Source organism: Aquirufa novilacunae (assembly GCF_045310505.1).
GTDB lineage: Bacteria > Bacteroidota > Bacteroidia > Cytophagales > Spirosomataceae > Aquirufa > Aquirufa novilacunae.
The window spans coordinates 138,913-154,383 of record NZ_JBEWZG010000001.1; the positions used below are offsets into that span (position 1 = coordinate 138,913).

Consider the following 15,471-nt stretch of genomic DNA (forward strand, 5'->3'; position numbering starts at 1 on the left):
TACAAGTTAATTAATGACAACTAAAATGAAAGCAACAAAACTAGCACTGATGTTTGCCCTAGTGATGGGTTTTATGTCTACCGCTTCTGCTCAGAAGCATGCACCTGCAGATTATTTTCGAATTGGATTAAAGGGTGGGGTGAATTTATCTTCGGTTAAAGTAGCCAGCTTGAGTGCTAATTTAGAAAATAAAACGGGCTACCAATTAGGTGCGTTTGCGCGTATAGGCCGTACTATTTTTATTCAACCTGAGGTGTATTTTGCTGCGAAGGAAGTAAATGTAGATGTATTAAATTCCTTGACTACGAATCAAGGTGTTGTTGGTTTTTCTCAAAAATCATTAGATGTTCCGGTATTGCTAGGAGTTAAATTAGGTCCTCTTCGTGTATTAGCGGGTCCTGTGGCTACATATGCCATCAGCGCGTCGACTAATCCTGATGCTGCAGTTAAATCGTATTTTTCAGGAACCACTCAAGATGTGATTAATCGTTCTAGCTTTTCTTATCAAGCGGGTGTAGGTGTAGATATCTTGAATTTATCATTGGATCTTCGTTATGAAGGAGCCATGTCTGAATTGCAGAATACCATTGCCGTGCCTAGCGGATTTAATTATTCCCAAAAACCAAGTTATTTCCAGGCAACCCTAGGTTTCCGCATTTTATAATTTCCCTCATGAATGAACAAATAAAAGCTCTTCAGGCTGAAATTGACGCTTTTGTCATTTCGAATGAAGGTGAATTAGAATCTTTTCGTCATCAATTTGTAGGTCGCAAAAGTCGTTTGGCGTCGCTTTTTGATGAGTTAAAAAATGTACCTGCAGAGAATCGCCGCGAAGTGGGTCAAGCCTTAAATGGATTAAAGAATTCAGCGGAAACGAAGTTTGCTGAAGCGCAAGAAGTTTTTGCGGGTAATGCGGCTGATTTTGAAGTGCCTTCTGATTTAACTTTATATAATCCGATTTCTCAGGGTAGTCTACACCCATTGACGAAAGTGAGAGCGCGTATTTTAGAGATATTTAATCGCATGGGTTTCTCTGTTTCAGATGGCCCAGAGATCGAAACGGATTTCTACAATTTTACGGCCCTAAATTTCCCAGCAAATCACCCGGCAAGGGAGATGCAGGATACTTTTTTCATTGAAAAAGGAGCTGGAGAGATTCAGGATGACGTTTTATTACGTACGCACACGTCTAACGTTCAGATTCGGTTGATGCAACACCAAAAGCCACCGATTCGCTCGGTGATGCCAGGTCGTGTATACCGTAATGAAGCGATTTCTGCGCGTGCACATTGCCTTTTCCATCAAGTGGAGGGACTTTATGTGGATGAGCAAGTGAGTTTTAAAGATTTGAAGGATACCTTGTATCATTTTGCCAAAGAGATGTTTGGTAAGGATACGAAAGTACGTTTCCGTCCCTCTTATTTCCCCTTCACAGAGCCTAGCGCTGAAATGGACATCACTTGTCTTTTATGCAAAGGCGATGGTTGTAATGTCTGCAAAGGAGCCGGTTGGGTGGAGATTGCGGGAGCAGGGATGGTAGATCCGAATGTCTTAGAAAATGTGGGAATCGATTCGAAGAAGTACAATGGCTTTGCTTTTGGAATGGGAATCGAACGTATTACCATGTTAAAATACCAAATCAAGGACTTACGTCTATTCACAGAGAATGACGTTCGTTTCTTAAAACAGTTTAATTAATCTGACCTATGTGGAGTTTTCAAAAACTAAATAATTGGACGGGTTGGGGAGTTTTCTTCATCGCGTTGTTGACTTATACCTTGACGGTAGAGCCTACGGCCTCTTTTTGGGACTGTGGCGAGTTCATCGCATGTGCCTATAAATTGCAAGTGCCTCATCCTCCAGGAGCGCCCTTATTTCTTTTATTAGGTCGAATGTTTTCCCTTTTAGCTTTAGGCGATGTAACCAAAGTGGCTTATTGGGTAAATATGATGTCAGTGGTAAGTAGTGCGCTGACTATTTTGTTTTTGCATTGGACGATCGTGATGATCGGACGTAAGATGATCAATAAGTCCTTTGAAGACTTGAATTCGAACGAACGTTTTGGATTATTAGCCTCTGGAGTGGTTGGGTCGTTGATATATACGTTCTCGGATACGTTCTGGTTCTCAGCAGTAGAAGCAGAGGTGTATGCGATGTCGTCTTTTTTTACGGCGATTGTTGTTTGGGCTGCTTTTAAATGGGAGCTTGTGGAAGATAGAGCCGCATCGAATCGTTGGATCTTGTTCATCGCTTATTTAGTTGGATTATCTATTGGTGTCCATTTATTGAACTTAGTGACACTTCCTGCTTTAGGCTTATTGTATTATTTCAAACGCTATGACAAGCCTACGCTTACCGGAGGTGTCATTTCGATTTTTGTAGCGCTATTTATTTTAGGTATCATCAATGCTGGGATTATCCCCGGTTTACCTAGTGTCGCATTTGCTTTTGAATTAACTTTCGTGAATACCTTAGGCTTTTCTTACGGTACAGGAGCGATAGTTTTCTTGATCCTTTTAATTGCTGCGGTGGTTTTTGGCATTCGTTATTCGTATGCGAAAGGTAAAGAGGTGCTGAATGTGGCGCTATTCTCTTTTGTCTTCTTATTAATTGGTTATTCCACTTATACGGTTGCTTTAGTGCGTTCTGGCTATAATACGCCTATTAATGAGAATGACCCGAGCAATATCTTGAACTTCTTAAAGTACTTGAAAAGAGAGCAATATGGCGAGCGTTCCTTGATTTACGGTCCAGTTTATACAGCTGAAGTGACAGGTTATAAAGAAGGAGCTGAGACGCCTATTTATAAGATGAAAGACGGGAAATATGTGGAATACACGAAGAAACCGGTGTATGAATACGATAAGTCCCAAATGATGCTATTACCTCGTGTGTATTCGAATCAGGCCAATCACGTGAAGTTGTATCAAGAAATGCTGGGCATTCCTGCGGGTGAAAAACCAAGTTTTGGGAAGAACCTGGAGTTCTTGTTTACGCATCAATTAGGCCACATGTACATGCGTTACTTGTTGTGGAATTTTGTGGGTCGCGAAAGCGATTTCCAAGATGCTTGGGCCATCAATACCTTCGAGGATTCATCGAAATTGCCTGATATTCTTCGCAACAATAAGGCGAGAAATAATTACTATTTCTTACCGATTATTTTCGTGCTATTAGGCTTCTTCTACATGCTTCGCAAGAATGACAAGGATCTATTAGTGACAATTTTAATGTTTGTCTTAACGGGAGTAGCTTTGACGGTTTACCTGAATTCCCCGCCTACAGAACCTCGGGAACGTGATTATATCTTCGTAGGATCGTTCTATTTTATGTCGATATGGGCAGGTTTCGCCGTGATGCAGATTTTGGAATTTATTCAGAAGTTTGTGAAAGCTGATAAGGCCAAATGGGTGATTGTCGCTGTATTAGGCTTAACGGCTCCTGCGATTTTAGCACAACAAAACTGGGATGATCATGATCGTAGTGGTCGTGTGCACCAGATTGATTTTGCCAAAAACCTCCTAAACTCCTGCGCTCCTAATGCGATTCTATTTACGGGAGGGGATAACGATACGTTCCCGCTTTGGTACGTACAAGAAGTAGAAGGTTTCAGAACGGACGTTCGTGTATGTAATTTGTCCCTTTTAGGTACAGACTGGTACATCGATCAAATGAAGCGCAAGACCTACGAATCTCAACCATTGCCAATTCTTTTATCGAAAGATCAATTAATGGAAGGGGTAAATGACCAGATTTTATTTAATCCTAAAGAAGGTTTAAACGCGATGTCTTTACCGGATTATTTGGACTTATTACATAAAGACAGCCCATCTATCCAGGAGCAAACGCAATTAGGGGAGACAATCAATACCTTACCTACAGACTCTGTGGTGATTCCCGTCGACATTGCAGCAGTAGCTAAATCAAACTGGTTCCCTAAGCAGTTTGTTCCGTATATGTCCCCAGTCTTGGGTTGGAAATTGCCTTCACACAACATCTACAAAGGGGAATTGATTCAGTTAGAGATCATCTCTAATAACGCGATGTCTGGTTGGAAACGTCCGATCTATTTCGCGTCGACTTTACCGAATGACCAATATTTAGGTTTAAAGGAATCGATGCAATTAGAAGGATATGCGTATCGTTTAATGCCTTTCAAAATTCCAGGTGCAAATGATGGCTATGTAAACACCCAAATCATGTCTGATAATATCTTGAAAAAGATGTATTGGACAGGTTTAGATAACGATAAAATCTACTACCATGGCGATTTCTATTTAGGAATTCCATCGGTAACCGCTCGTTTAAGTGTGTATCGCCTCGCTGATCAATTAGTGCGTGAAGGAAGTCTAGCACAAGCGAAAAAGGTCTTAGACTATTTAGACCAAAAAATGCCAGACAAAGTAATTCCTTACGATCAATTCTCAGCTTCTATGGTAGAATTGTATATCGCAGTGGGTGACTCGAAAGCAGCACTTAAAATGGCTTCAAGAATTGTAAATCGCGATGATCAATTATTGGATTATTACCTAGATGGTCGCTACGGTGCTCACGAGCGTGATGTACAAATCGCGATCTATGAAATGAATTTAGCCATTTCTGCACTAAAGGCTTCGAAGGTGAATCCGGCGAAATACCAGGAGTTAGAGGCGAAGTTTAATAAGCAGATGGCGAGGTTGCAATAGAAAGCATAAAGCACAAAGAATAAAGCATAAAGTTGGATTCGCCTTCGGCGATGATTTCTGAAATGTTTTTTCATAGAACATAAAAAGAGCGGCAATTGCCGCTCTTTTTATTCCTAAACTATTCTTTATTCTTTATTCTTTATTCTTTGTTTTCATAAAAAGCATCGCTTTTTATGAAAACATATCCCTCACCTTATGAAAGAATCCTTTCTCCGATTTCCCAGGTTGTGGGGCGAAGTTAGGGGAGGAGCGAAGCTTTTCTAATAGTTCCGATTCTTCTTTGGTGACTTGTTTAGGCGTCCAGATATTCACGTGTACTAATTGATCTCCGATGGAATAGCCATTCAATTCTTTGATCCCTTTTCCTTTTAAGCGTAGGATCTTTCCGCTTTGAGTTCCAGCCTCTAAGGTAATCTTTGCTTTACCACCGATGGTAGGCACTTCTACAGATGTTCCTAAGGCTGCATCCACGAAGTTAACATACAAGTCAAAAATGACGTTGTTTCCATCGCGGTGTAATAGATCATGTGCTTCTTCCTCAATCACGATTAAAAGATCACCAGCCACACCACCACGAGGAGGTACGTTACCTTTTCCCGTCATGGATAGTTGCATGTCATTTGAAACGCCTGCTGGAATTTTGATTGGGATGATTTCTTCTTCTAGAACGCGGCCTTCTCCGAAGCAATCGCCACATTTAGCACCCACCGTTTTTCCTTCTCCATTACAGTGAGGGCAAGTAGAAGAGGTGACCATTTGGCCTAGCATGGTTTGTTGTACTTGACGTACTTGACCTGAACCTTGGCAAGTACCACATGATTTTAGGTCTGTGCCGTTCTTAGAGCCATTACCCGAGCATGATTTACAAGCTACGTGGCGTTTTACTTTGATTTTCTTTTCTACCCCGTTCGCGATCTCCTCTAAGTTTAATTTCAACTTGATGCGTAGATCGGTTCCTTTGCGTTGGCGTCTACCACCTCCACGACCTTGATTGAAGAAACTGCCGAAGGGACTATCGTCTCCACCACCGAAGATATCTCCAAATTGCGAGAAGATGTCTTCCATGTTCATTCCGCCACCGCCAAAACCACCGCCAGCAGCTCCACCCATTCCAGCGTGACCGAAACGGTCATATTGTGCCTTCTTTTGGGAGTTACTTAAAACCTCATAGGCCTCAGCAGCTTCTTTGAATTTCTCTTCAGCCTCTTTGTTATCGGGGTTTTTATCTGGATGGTATTTGACCGCCATTTTGCGGTATGCCTTCTTGATTTCATCCTCCGACGCGGATTTAGAAACACCTAATATCTCGTAATAATCTCTTTTTGACGCCATTATCTATTAATTTCCGACCACCACTTTCGCGAAGCGGATGACTTTTTCATGTAATTTATATCCTTTTTCAACTACCTCTACTACTTTACCTTTCTCTTCCTCGCTAGGTGCAGGGAATTGCGTGATGCAGTCGTGGATTTCGGCATCGAATACTTCTCCTTTTGCGGGTAGTTCTTTCAAGCCTTGGGATTGAAGAATGTTCCCAATTTTAGTGAAGATTAATTGAGTGCCTTCTGATATTTCTCCTTCTGGAGCATTCGCTAATGCCCGCTCATAGTCATCGATGACAGGTAATAAGTCAACGATTAAACGTTCTGATGCGGTTTGGATAAGCTCTATTTTCTCTTTTGCCGTACGTTTACGGAAGTTTTCGAAGTCTGAATACAAGCGAAGGTATTTCTCCTTCATTTCCGCTAATTCGTCCACAGGAGCTGTCTCCTCTGTCTCAGGGCTTGTTTCTTCTTGGTTTTGAATGATTTCTTCCTCAGGCGTTTGTTCGTTTTCTTTCTTTTTCATACTACAAAATTACGATTGCGAAATCCTTGATACAAATTCAATACCAAAAACAATTTTCTGACACTTTGGCATAAATGAAACGCCCTTTGTAATTTTAGGCAAATGTCAAAAAGTCCCGCTCAAATTTCACAGCACATTAAGGAAAAAGCCCAGCAATTCGGTTTTGCTTTTTGTGGTATTTCGGAGGCGGGATTTCTAGAAGAAGAAGCTCCTCGACTAGAGGCTTGGTTGAATTCGAATCAACACGGCGAAATGGCCTATATGGCCAATCATTTTGATAAAAGATTAGATCCAAGAAAGCTGGTAGATGGTTGTCAAACCGTTGTTTCACTGGTCTACAATTACTTCCCTTCAGAAGAAATTCAGGCAAATCCCTTTAAGATTTCGAAGTACGCCTATGGCGAAGATTACCACCGGGTAATCAAAGTCAAGATGCAGATGCTGTGGGATTCACTACAAGAAGACTTGGGTGAATTTGCTGGTCGGATGTTTGTGGATTCTGCGCCGGTCTTAGAGAAAGCCTGGGCAAAGAAATCGGGGTTAGGTTGGATCGGAAAGAATGCGAATTTGATTATACCTAAAAAGGGAAGCTTCTATTTCTTAGCGGAGCTATTAATTGATTTGAAAGCGACGCCGGATGGACCTATCAAGGATTTTTGTGGAACCTGTACTCGCTGTATTGATGCCTGTCCGACGGAGGCGATTACACCCTATGTAGTGGATGGGAGTAAGTGCATTTCTTATTTTACGATTGAGTTAAAAGACCAAATGCCGGCAAATCTAACTGGTGATTTCGAAAACTGGATTTTCGGCTGTGATATTTGCCAAGATGTGTGTCCTTGGAATCGTTTTTCGAAGCCGCATAATGAACCGAGATTTGATACGAATTTACAGGAAGTGGATTGGGAAGGACTTTCAGAGGAAGTTTTTCAAACGCTTTTCCATTATTCTGCTATAAAACGCACGAAGCTGAAGGGCATTCAGCGAAACATCGATTATGTGAAAAAAAAGTGGCCGTGAATCCACGGCCCTTTTCAAGCAAAATAAAACCCTAAAGTGATAATCGTATAAGTAAGCTGGGTTCGATGACCTCAGCTGTCTTTTTATTGTTGAGGATCATTTCGGCTGCTTTTTGGCCTAACTTCTCCGGGTGAGTACTCACGACTGTGATTCCGCCGGCAATGATCTCTTTAAATGGATGGTCATTCAGGGATATGATTCCCACGTCTTTTCCTAAAGTCCACTTCTTTTTCTCCGCGTATTTGATAGCCTGGAAAAGATCGGTGTCTGACAAGGTGAAGTAAACCTCATTTTGTCTGTAATCGTCCTCTTCTAGGCCATCTAATACTTGGAAATTCAATGAATTTGCTTCGCAGAATTCACTGCACGCATTGATTAATTCAGGATCGAAGTATTCGTCTTCGCTCAAAACTAAATTAAGACTGCGGTACTTATTAAACAGGTTTAGTTGGGTATTAAAAATCTTTTTTAGCGAGGGATTCGGTGGGCAAATCAGACTAGAATGACGGATGGTACCGAAGTTCTGGTCCAATAAAATCAAACGATCCCCAGCTATTTTTTGTAAAATCTTCACTGTTTCTTCATCCTCGTCAATTAAATGAGGCTGAATCAAGTAATAATGGTAATTACCAAGTTGCTGCCCGATGATTTCTTTGAATTCACGCGGCTTGTACTGGTAGGTATAAATATCAACCATCACGTTTTTGCCGAAATGATCTAAAAAGGCATTGTACAAGGTTTGGTTCGTTTCTGTCATTCGACCGATCAGAAAAAGAACTTTGGTCTTTACTTTCAGACTAGATTCTGAAATGAAATAACCTTTGCGGAAAATGGACGTGATCGCACCCATTTTATGCAATTCGGTGTAGGCTCTCTCCACAGTATCCCGAGAAAGGTAGCATTCTTCCGACGCCTCATTAATGGACGGCAATCGCTCGCCAGGTTTTAATTCCCCCATCTCAATATCCTGCAAAAGTGAATTCACTAATTGCTGGTATTTAGGAAGTTTGTTTCCTGAATTCTTTACGTTAAATGAAACAAATGTTTTATTCATATCGAAGAAAAATTCTTGGTTCAAAATTACCCACATAGCCCAGTGTAGCATAGGACGAATCTTACAAATACGAGGACAATTCTTGCAAATGTTTATTTCAGGATAAATCCGTCCAATTTCCTGGTATTATTCCCTAATTTTATTGTTCGTATGAAAAAGGCCCTAATCGGTTTCTTGTTATTGCTTTCTTTGGGTGCAACTGCCCAAAAGCAGACACGTTATGAACGTCTCAGTACTGCCTCTGGGCTTTCTCAAAGCTCAGTTTATAAAATCATTCAAGATAAAAAAGGCTTCTTGTGGTTCGCAACGGGTGATGGTTTGAATCGCTACGATGGCCATAATTTTAAGATCTATCGAAATGATCCGAGTGATCCTAAAACCCTAAGTGGGAGTGAGATTTTTACCGTGGCGGAGGATGATTTGGGGAATCTATGGGTAGGAACGCGTAATTCTGGTTTAAACAAAATTGAACTTTCCACTGGGAAAATCACCCGGTTTTCGAAAGGACCTGGCGGGCAAGATTTGTCCAATGCGAATATTCCGAGTATCCTTAATCTAGGAAAGGGGAAGATGGGGGTGGCCGTTTTAGGTCTGGGATATCTAGTGTATGATATTCGAACGAATCAGGTTAGCCCTACGGAATCAGAGTGGAAGAATCCTTTTGTAAAAGAAGTGGTTCGTCTATTTAAACACTCCTCGGGTACGGTATGGATGGGAACGCGAACCGGTTATTTATTATCACAGTTAAACGCGCATAGCTTTATCCCTTATCAGTTTGGAGCAGCGAATTATCGGGTGAGAGCCTTATTTGAAACAAATAATGGGGATATTTTAGTCGGTACGGATGGTAGAGGGATTTACCGCTTTACGCCTAAAACGCAGCAATTTAAAGTTGTTTTCTACCAGTCTTCCGATCCCTTATCTCGTCAAAACATTGTGACTTCTTTAGCCAAAGATGCGCTACAAAACTTGTGGATAGGTACGGATAATGGGGTATATAAGTTAAATGGCGAGGATTTTAAGAACTATACCAATATCCCTTCGAACCCGGATCCGGAATTAGGCTTGTCTTCTAATTCCATCATGAGTTTGTTCACAGATGCGAATCAAAATACTTGGGTAGGAACTTGGGAGGCTGGATTGAATATTTCTTTCTTCCAAAAGCCTCGTTTCTCTGTTCTACGCTATAAACCGAATACGCTTCAAGGGCTTTTGAGTAATAAAGTCAGCACTTTATTAGCCGATGGGGACAAGGGTGTTTGGGTAGGAAGCAATGTGGGCTTGTCTTATTTTAATCATAAATCGGGTCAGGTAACCCATTATTTGAAGAGTGCCACCACAAATAAATTAAACTCAACGGAAACGTATGATGTTAATTTTATTCAGCCTTCAGGTGATGGGGGGGTGTGGGTCGGACTTTGGGGGAAAGGAATTAATCTGTTTACAAAAGAGCATCAATTAAAAGATTTCCCATTCAAACCGGGTGTGCGAGAAGCGAATTTTACTACGATGGCTTTATTTCAATCTGAGTTTTTGCTTGGAACAGCTGGAATGGGTATCGTATCTTTTAATCCTGTCACCAAGCAATACCGGATCCCTATTAAAGAGTTAGGTAAGTCTACCTTTTTGAATAAGTCAATTGCTGCCATCAACGTGTTAAATGGGACGGAGATATGGGTAGGAACTGTTGGTTTCGGTTTATATGTTTTTGATATCTCAACGCACAAGATTCGCCACTATGTGAAATCTGCTGAAAAAGGAGCCTTGAGTTATGATCACGTGAATAAAATTTACCAAGATCGTAAAAATCGCATCTGGGTCATGACGCAAGGTGGAGGTTTGAATCAATACCTAGGACCGGATAAGGGGTTTAAGGTGTATACGGTGAATGATGGATTAGGCAGTAATTCATTACGTGGTTTAGTGGAGGACGCGAAAGGGGATTTGTGGTTTTCGACGAATGGAGGTATTTCTAAGATGGATGCCAAAACCTTGAAATTTGTCAACTTCGAAGAAGCAGATGGTCTTCAGGGAAAGGAATTTATGACGAGTGCCGCGGCTAAAAATAGCCAAAATTGGCTGTTTTTTGGAGGAGTGAATGGCTTGAATTACCTGAAGTCAGATAGTCTTCGCATGCGACTAGATGTTCCGCCTGTTTTCTTTACGAAATTAAAGATTTTTAATAAAGAGGTGGAAGCGGGTCAGGAGAACTCTCCATTGACAGAGGATATTTCCTCCACTAAACACTTGATCTTGCAACCAGACCAAACGGTCTTCAGTTTGGATTTTGTTGCACTGGAATACCAAAGGCCTAAAAACAACCGCTATGCCTACTATTTAGAGGGCTTTGAAAAGGAATGGAATTTAGTAGGGACTCAGCGCACGGTTACTTACACGAATCTAAGTCCGGGGGATTATGTGTTTAAGGTAAAGGCAAGTAATTCGGATGGTGTTTGGGCGGAGAAGCCCTATGAACTTCTTATAACCGTTTTGCCACCTTGGTATAAAACCTGGTGGGCCTATTTGTTGTATTTAGTGGCGGTAGGAGCTCTAATTTATGGCTTCATTCGCGAAGTTCGGGTACGAGAGGCTTTCCGAACCGATCTACGTTTGAAAGAAATTGAGAAGGAACGCATTCAAGAATTAGAGCAGGTAAAGACGCATTTCTTTACAAATATTTCACACGAATTGCGTACGCCTTTAACGCTTATTACCAGCCCTTTAGAGAAGTATTTTATATCGAATGCGAGCTTGAATAAAGATCAGAAGACGAAGATTAATTCGATTTACCAAAATGCTCAGAAACTCCTGCGTTTAATTAATCAACTACTTGATCTATCGAAAATCGAATCCGGTCATGTGGAGCCTGTGGTGGAGAAGCATGATCTAGTAAAACAATTGAATTCCATCAAACAGAGTTTTGATGCGTATGCACAACAAAAGCAAATCAAATTAAAGTGGGAGTCGCCGCTTGATTCGCTTTTTGTCTATTACGATGCGGATATTATTGAAAAGTGTGTAACGAATTTACTGTCCAATGCCTTCAAATTTACACCGGAGGATGGCATCATTGGTATCCGTTTGGAACTGCATAAAACCTATCAGGACGCGCAAGAGACGATTTCAAAAGTATCCATTCAGGTAATGGACACGGGGAAAGGAATTAGTGAGGAGCATATTCAGCATATTTTTGACCGATTCTATCAAATCCCTGAAAAGGTGGATCGGATGGGAACGGGAGTAGGGCTATCCTTGTGTAAGGAACTGATCGAAGTACATCGCGGATCGATTGATGTGCAAAGTGATTTAGGAGCAGGCTCCGTTTTTAAACTCCATTTCCCGGTGACTCGGGAGGCATTTGAACCTAGCTGGGTGAGGACAAAGTCGGAAGAGGTCAATAAGTCAACAAGTCAACAAGTCGAGACGATATATCAAGAGAAACAGATTCTACTTATTGTGGAGGACCACGAAGAAATGCGCGCGTTTATTCGGGAAATTTTCGAAAAATCATTCCAGGTAATTGAGGCAGATAGAGGAGAAAAAGGGATGGAGATGGCTCTCACGTATTTACCTGATATGGTAATTACGGATTGGATGATGCCTGGAATGTCGGGTGTAAGTCTGTGTAAGGAGATTCGTAAGAATTCAAAAACGAGTCACATACCTGTAGTGATTTTGACTTCTAAAAGTTCTCAAGATAGCCAAATCGAAGGAATGCAATCTGGAGCTGATGATTTTATCTCCAAACCTTTTCATGCAGACATCTTAGAATTACGCGTTGCTAAATTATTAGAGGCGAAAGAGCGCCTGCGAAAGAATTGGCAGGATTCTGTGATGAACCAAGATCTGCAACAATCCCCTATGTTCGAAGATGAATTCTTATCTAAGGCCACCCAGGTGGTGATAGAGCATCTAGACGAGGCTGATTTTGATGTAGAGCATTTAGAGAATGCCTTAGATATGAGCAAGATGCAGCTCTACCGTAAATTGAAAATGTTAACTTCGTTAGCTGGAAATGAGTTTATTCGTTCGATTCGCTTACAACAGGCTAGAATATTATTAGAAAAAGGTTCATTAAATGTATCAGAAGTAGCCTATCAAGTAGGATTTAATGATCCGGCCTATTTTACTCGTGCCTTTAAAAAACAATACGGATTCGCCCCTAAAACATTCATTTCAAAAAAATAATATGCGCAAATTATCTCTCGTTCTGGTCTGTGGTTTCTTAGTTTCTTGGGGCTTTTTAGCTCACAAAACCTTACAGCAAATTGCCATCTATCCTTTGCCTGCTGACCTAGGTTTGTTTTTTTATGCAAATCAGGACTACATCGTGCAACAGTCGATTCGTCCCGATGTACGTCGAAAAGATGACAAGACGGAGGATTCGAAGCATTACTTGGATATGGACGCGGCTATTTTTGGTCCTAATTACCGGACAGATATTCCCCATGATTTTAAACAAGCCGTGGCGAAATATAGCTTTGATAGTCTTCGCAAGGAAGGTTTGGTGCCTTGGGAAGTGAATCGAGTGTATGGTCGTTTAGTGCATGCCTTCAAAAATGAACTACGCGATTCAGTCTTATTCTACGCAGCAGATTTAGGTCATTACGTTTCTGATGCGCACGTTCCTTTGCACACGACAAAAAATCACGATGGTCAGTTAACGAACCAAAAAGGGATGCACGTCCTGTGGGAGAGCTTAGTTCCGGAAGCACAATTGAGAAATTATGCCTTATATCAACCTCAGGCGGCCACGTATATTGCGAAACCTCAGGATTTTATATTCCAGGTTTTGTTAGAATCTCACTCGATGCTTCCAGCCATGTTTCAGGCGGAAACAGAGGTTCGAAAAGCTTTAGGGGAGGATAAGTCCTTTAAAATGGTGGAGCGCTATGGTAAGGTGCAGCGCTACTATACGGATGAGTTTATTCAAGCCTTTGGTGATAAAATGGGAGCTTCCATTCCGAATCGCATGATTCAATCCTCTCAGCGAGTGGCTTCTTTTTGGTATTCAGCCTGGAAGGACGCGGGTTCCCCAGCCTGGGTGACGAAAGATATTCCGGCGGAAAAGAAGGCGTCTTTCGAAGCAGAAAAAGCTCAATGGAAGTCAAATACGTTAATCTCTACCGGTAAATTGATTTCCCTACACAAGTAGATGCAACAGATTTTAGTCCTTTCTGATACCCATAGTTATCTAGATCCGCGCTTGATTCCGCATGTGGAAGCTTGTGACCAGATTTGGCATGGGGGAGATTGGGGTTCTGTCGCAGTGGCGGATACCTTGATGGGTTTTGGAAAGCCGGTGTATGGCGTCTATGGGAATATTGATGACCGGACGATTCGAAATATGTTTCCCAAAATCGCTCGATTCACCTGTGAGCAAGTAAGCGTTGCCATGACGCATATTGCGGGTGCGCCCTCTTCTTATAAGCCAGATGCATTAGAAACGTTTGCAATGGGGCTGCCGGATATTTTTGTCTGCGGACACTCCCATATTTTGCAGGTGAAAAGGGATCAGAATCGAAATCAGATGTTGTTTCTAAACCCAGGGGCAGCAGGTCAACATGGTTTTCATCAAGAGCAAACCGCCCTGCAATTCAAGATTGATGGGAAACGTATTTATGACATGGAGCTGATTCAAATGCCCCGAATCCACACGAAGATTAAGTAGTCTGAAAAGATTGAATATTTTCGAAGACACTGCCCTTCTGGTAAGACTTTAAAATCCAGCCACCACCTACGACATCATCACCCTCATAGAATACGGCTGCTTGACCAGGTGCGATTCCTGACACATCAAATGCGAAATCGACTTTGATTCGGTCGCCCACTTGTTCGATATGACCCGCCGTTCCGGCATCTTTATAACGCACTTTTGTGATGGTTTCAATGCCCTCTGCAGGAATGGAAGCGTATTTCTGTAGATTTAATTGACCCACCCACATGCCAGTGCGGTTCAAATCCTCCACTTTACCAATCACCACTTCATTGCTTTCTTTGCGAATCTCAATAACGAAGGCTGGATAGCCAAAAGCTTTTCCTAAGCCCTTTCTTTGGCCGACTGTATAAAAGGGGTATCCCTCGTGTTTTCCAATAATTTTACCCTCTGTATCAATGAAATTACCGCCTTTTACTTGCTCCTCTAACTCAGGAACACGTCTTTTCAAGAATCCGCGGTAATCATTATCCGGTACGAAACAGATCTCATAACTCTCCGATTTATTGACTAAATCGACGAATCCTCGCTCTGTCGCCATTTCTCTGATACGCGCTTTTGTTAAATGTCCTAAGGGCAAAATCGTCCGCGCTAAACTTTCTTGCGAAACGCCCCAAAGCACATAGGACTGATCTTTTAAAACGTCAACACCTTTGGAAATAATATGACGGCCATTCTCCTCGCGGATCTGCGCATAGTGGCCAGTCGCGATAAATTCACAGCCTAATTGATCCGCACGGCGCAATAAGGCATCCCATTTAATGTGCGTGTTACACATGACACAGGGATTAGGCGTGCGGCCTTCGATGTATTCATTCGTGAAGTAATCGATGACTGAATCACCAAATTCTTCTCTGATATCTAAAATATAATGGGGGAAACCCAGGGAAACAGCGATATGGCGCGCATCATTGATAGAATCCAACGAACAACATCCGGTTTCTTTTTTATCGCCACCAGAGCTCGCGTAATCCCATGTTTTCATGGTCATACCGATTACTTCATATCCTTGTTCGTGTAATAAAACAGCTGCGACCGAGCTGTCGATTCCGCCGCTCATAGCGACTAAGACGCGTCCTTTTTTTTCCATATTTGCTGCTCAGGTTCAATGCCTGACGAAATTATGCCGCAAGTTACGGCTTATCTTT

At 41.8% G+C, this 15,471-nt stretch carries 11 protein-coding genes; 7 read left to right on the top strand and 4 right to left on the bottom strand.

The features are described 5' to 3' along the window. Positions 1-25: 25 nt before the first annotated feature. Genes V7S74_RS00635 through V7S74_RS00645 form a run of 3 tightly spaced genes read left to right on the top strand, consistent with a single transcriptional unit; the run spans position 26 to position 4,685 of the window. The gene (locus tag V7S74_RS00635) at positions 26-664 is read left to right on the top strand and encodes a porin family protein (RefSeq protein ID WP_406776842.1); all 639 of its coding nucleotides are present in this window, start codon (positions 26-28) and stop codon (positions 662-664) included. Positions 665-672: 8 nt separating this feature from the next. Next, positions 673-1,698, top strand: a complete 1,026-nt coding sequence (pheS, locus tag V7S74_RS00640; protein WP_406776843.1) for a phenylalanine--tRNA ligase subunit alpha — start codon at positions 673-675, stop codon at positions 1,696-1,698. Positions 1,699-1,706: 8 nt separating this feature from the next. Further along, on the top strand, positions 1,707-4,685 hold the full coding sequence (locus V7S74_RS00645) for a DUF2723 domain-containing protein (protein ID WP_406776844.1): 2,979 nt from the start codon (positions 1,707-1,709) through the stop codon (positions 4,683-4,685). Between the two features lie 171 nt (positions 4,686-4,856). Here V7S74_RS00645 and dnaJ read toward each other — a convergent pair whose 3' ends face one another. Continuing rightward, on the bottom strand, positions 4,857-6,017 hold the full coding sequence (gene dnaJ / locus V7S74_RS00650; protein ID WP_406776845.1) for a molecular chaperone DnaJ: 1,161 nt from the start codon (positions 6,015-6,017) through the stop codon (positions 4,857-4,859). Positions 6,018-6,023: 6 nt separating this feature from the next. Further along, the gene (locus tag V7S74_RS00655; RefSeq protein WP_406776846.1) at positions 6,024-6,533 is read right to left on the bottom strand and encodes a nucleotide exchange factor GrpE; all 510 of its coding nucleotides are present in this window, start codon (positions 6,531-6,533) and stop codon (positions 6,024-6,026) included. A gap of 102 nt (positions 6,534-6,635) precedes the next feature. Between V7S74_RS00655 and queG the strand changes: the two genes are divergently transcribed. Then, positions 6,636-7,553, top strand: coding sequence for a tRNA epoxyqueuosine(34) reductase QueG (gene queG / locus V7S74_RS00660; protein WP_406776847.1), 918 nt, complete (start codon positions 6,636-6,638; stop codon positions 7,551-7,553). Positions 7,554-7,584: 31 nt separating this feature from the next. Here queG and V7S74_RS00665 read toward each other — a convergent pair whose 3' ends face one another. Then, entirely contained in the window at positions 7,585-8,607 is a 1,023-nt protein-coding gene (locus V7S74_RS00665; RefSeq protein ID WP_406776848.1) for a GntR family transcriptional regulator, read from the bottom strand. A gap of 150 nt (positions 8,608-8,757) precedes the next feature. Between V7S74_RS00665 and V7S74_RS00670 the strand changes: the two genes are divergently transcribed. Genes V7S74_RS00670 through V7S74_RS00680 form a run of 3 tightly spaced genes read left to right on the top strand, consistent with a single transcriptional unit; the run spans position 8,758 to position 14,278 of the window. Then, positions 8,758-12,795: a two-component regulator propeller domain-containing protein gene (locus V7S74_RS00670; RefSeq protein WP_406776849.1), complete on the top strand. Its 4,038-nt coding sequence runs from the start codon at positions 8,758-8,760 to the stop codon at positions 12,793-12,795. A gap of 1 nt (position 12,796) precedes the next feature. Beyond that, positions 12,797-13,762 (top strand): zinc dependent phospholipase C family protein, encoded by a 966-nt coding sequence (locus tag V7S74_RS00675; RefSeq protein WP_406776850.1) that lies wholly within the window; start codon positions 12,797-12,799, stop codon positions 13,760-13,762. Next, entirely contained in the window at positions 13,763-14,278 is a 516-nt protein-coding gene (locus tag V7S74_RS00680) for a metallophosphoesterase family protein (protein WP_406776851.1), read from the top strand. Here V7S74_RS00680 and mnmA read toward each other — a convergent pair. Further along, entirely contained in the window at positions 14,271-15,413 is a 1,143-nt protein-coding gene (gene mnmA, locus V7S74_RS00685; RefSeq protein ID WP_406776852.1) for a tRNA 2-thiouridine(34) synthase MnmA, read from the bottom strand. The genes V7S74_RS00680 and mnmA overlap by 8 nt on opposite strands. Between the last annotated feature and the right edge of the window lie 58 nt (positions 15,414-15,471).

What these genes read in the sequence shown, in the direction of transcription:
- queG (WP_406776847.1), top strand. Translation starts at nt 6,636, where the DNA reads ATGTCAAAAAGTCCCGCTCAAATTTCACAGCACATTAAGGAAAAAGCC.
- V7S74_RS00680 (WP_406776851.1), top strand. Translation starts at nt 13,763, where the DNA reads ATGCAACAGATTTTAGTCCTTTCTGATACCCATAGTTATCTAGATCCG.
- V7S74_RS00635 (WP_406776842.1), top strand. Translation starts at nt 26, where the DNA reads ATGAAAGCAACAAAACTAGCACTGATGTTTGCCCTAGTGATGGGTTTT.
- V7S74_RS00645 (WP_406776844.1), top strand. Translation starts at nt 1,707, where the DNA reads ATGTGGAGTTTTCAAAAACTAAATAATTGGACGGGTTGGGGAGTTTTC.
- V7S74_RS00665 (WP_406776848.1), bottom strand. Translation starts at nt 8,607, where the DNA reads ATGAATAAAACATTTGTTTCATTTAACGTAAAGAATTCAGGAAACAAA.
- V7S74_RS00675 (WP_406776850.1), top strand. Translation starts at nt 12,797, where the DNA reads ATGCGCAAATTATCTCTCGTTCTGGTCTGTGGTTTCTTAGTTTCTTGG.
- dnaJ (WP_406776845.1), bottom strand. Translation starts at nt 6,017, where the DNA reads ATGGCGTCAAAAAGAGATTATTACGAGATATTAGGTGTTTCTAAATCC.
- mnmA (WP_406776852.1), bottom strand. Translation starts at nt 15,413, where the DNA reads ATGGAAAAAAAAGGACGCGTCTTAGTCGCTATGAGCGGCGGAATCGAC.
- V7S74_RS00670 (WP_406776849.1), top strand. Translation starts at nt 8,758, where the DNA reads ATGAAAAAGGCCCTAATCGGTTTCTTGTTATTGCTTTCTTTGGGTGCA.
- V7S74_RS00655 (WP_406776846.1), bottom strand. Translation starts at nt 6,533, where the DNA reads ATGAAAAAGAAAGAAAACGAACAAACGCCTGAGGAAGAAATCATTCAA.
- pheS (WP_406776843.1), top strand. Translation starts at nt 673, where the DNA reads ATGAATGAACAAATAAAAGCTCTTCAGGCTGAAATTGACGCTTTTGTC.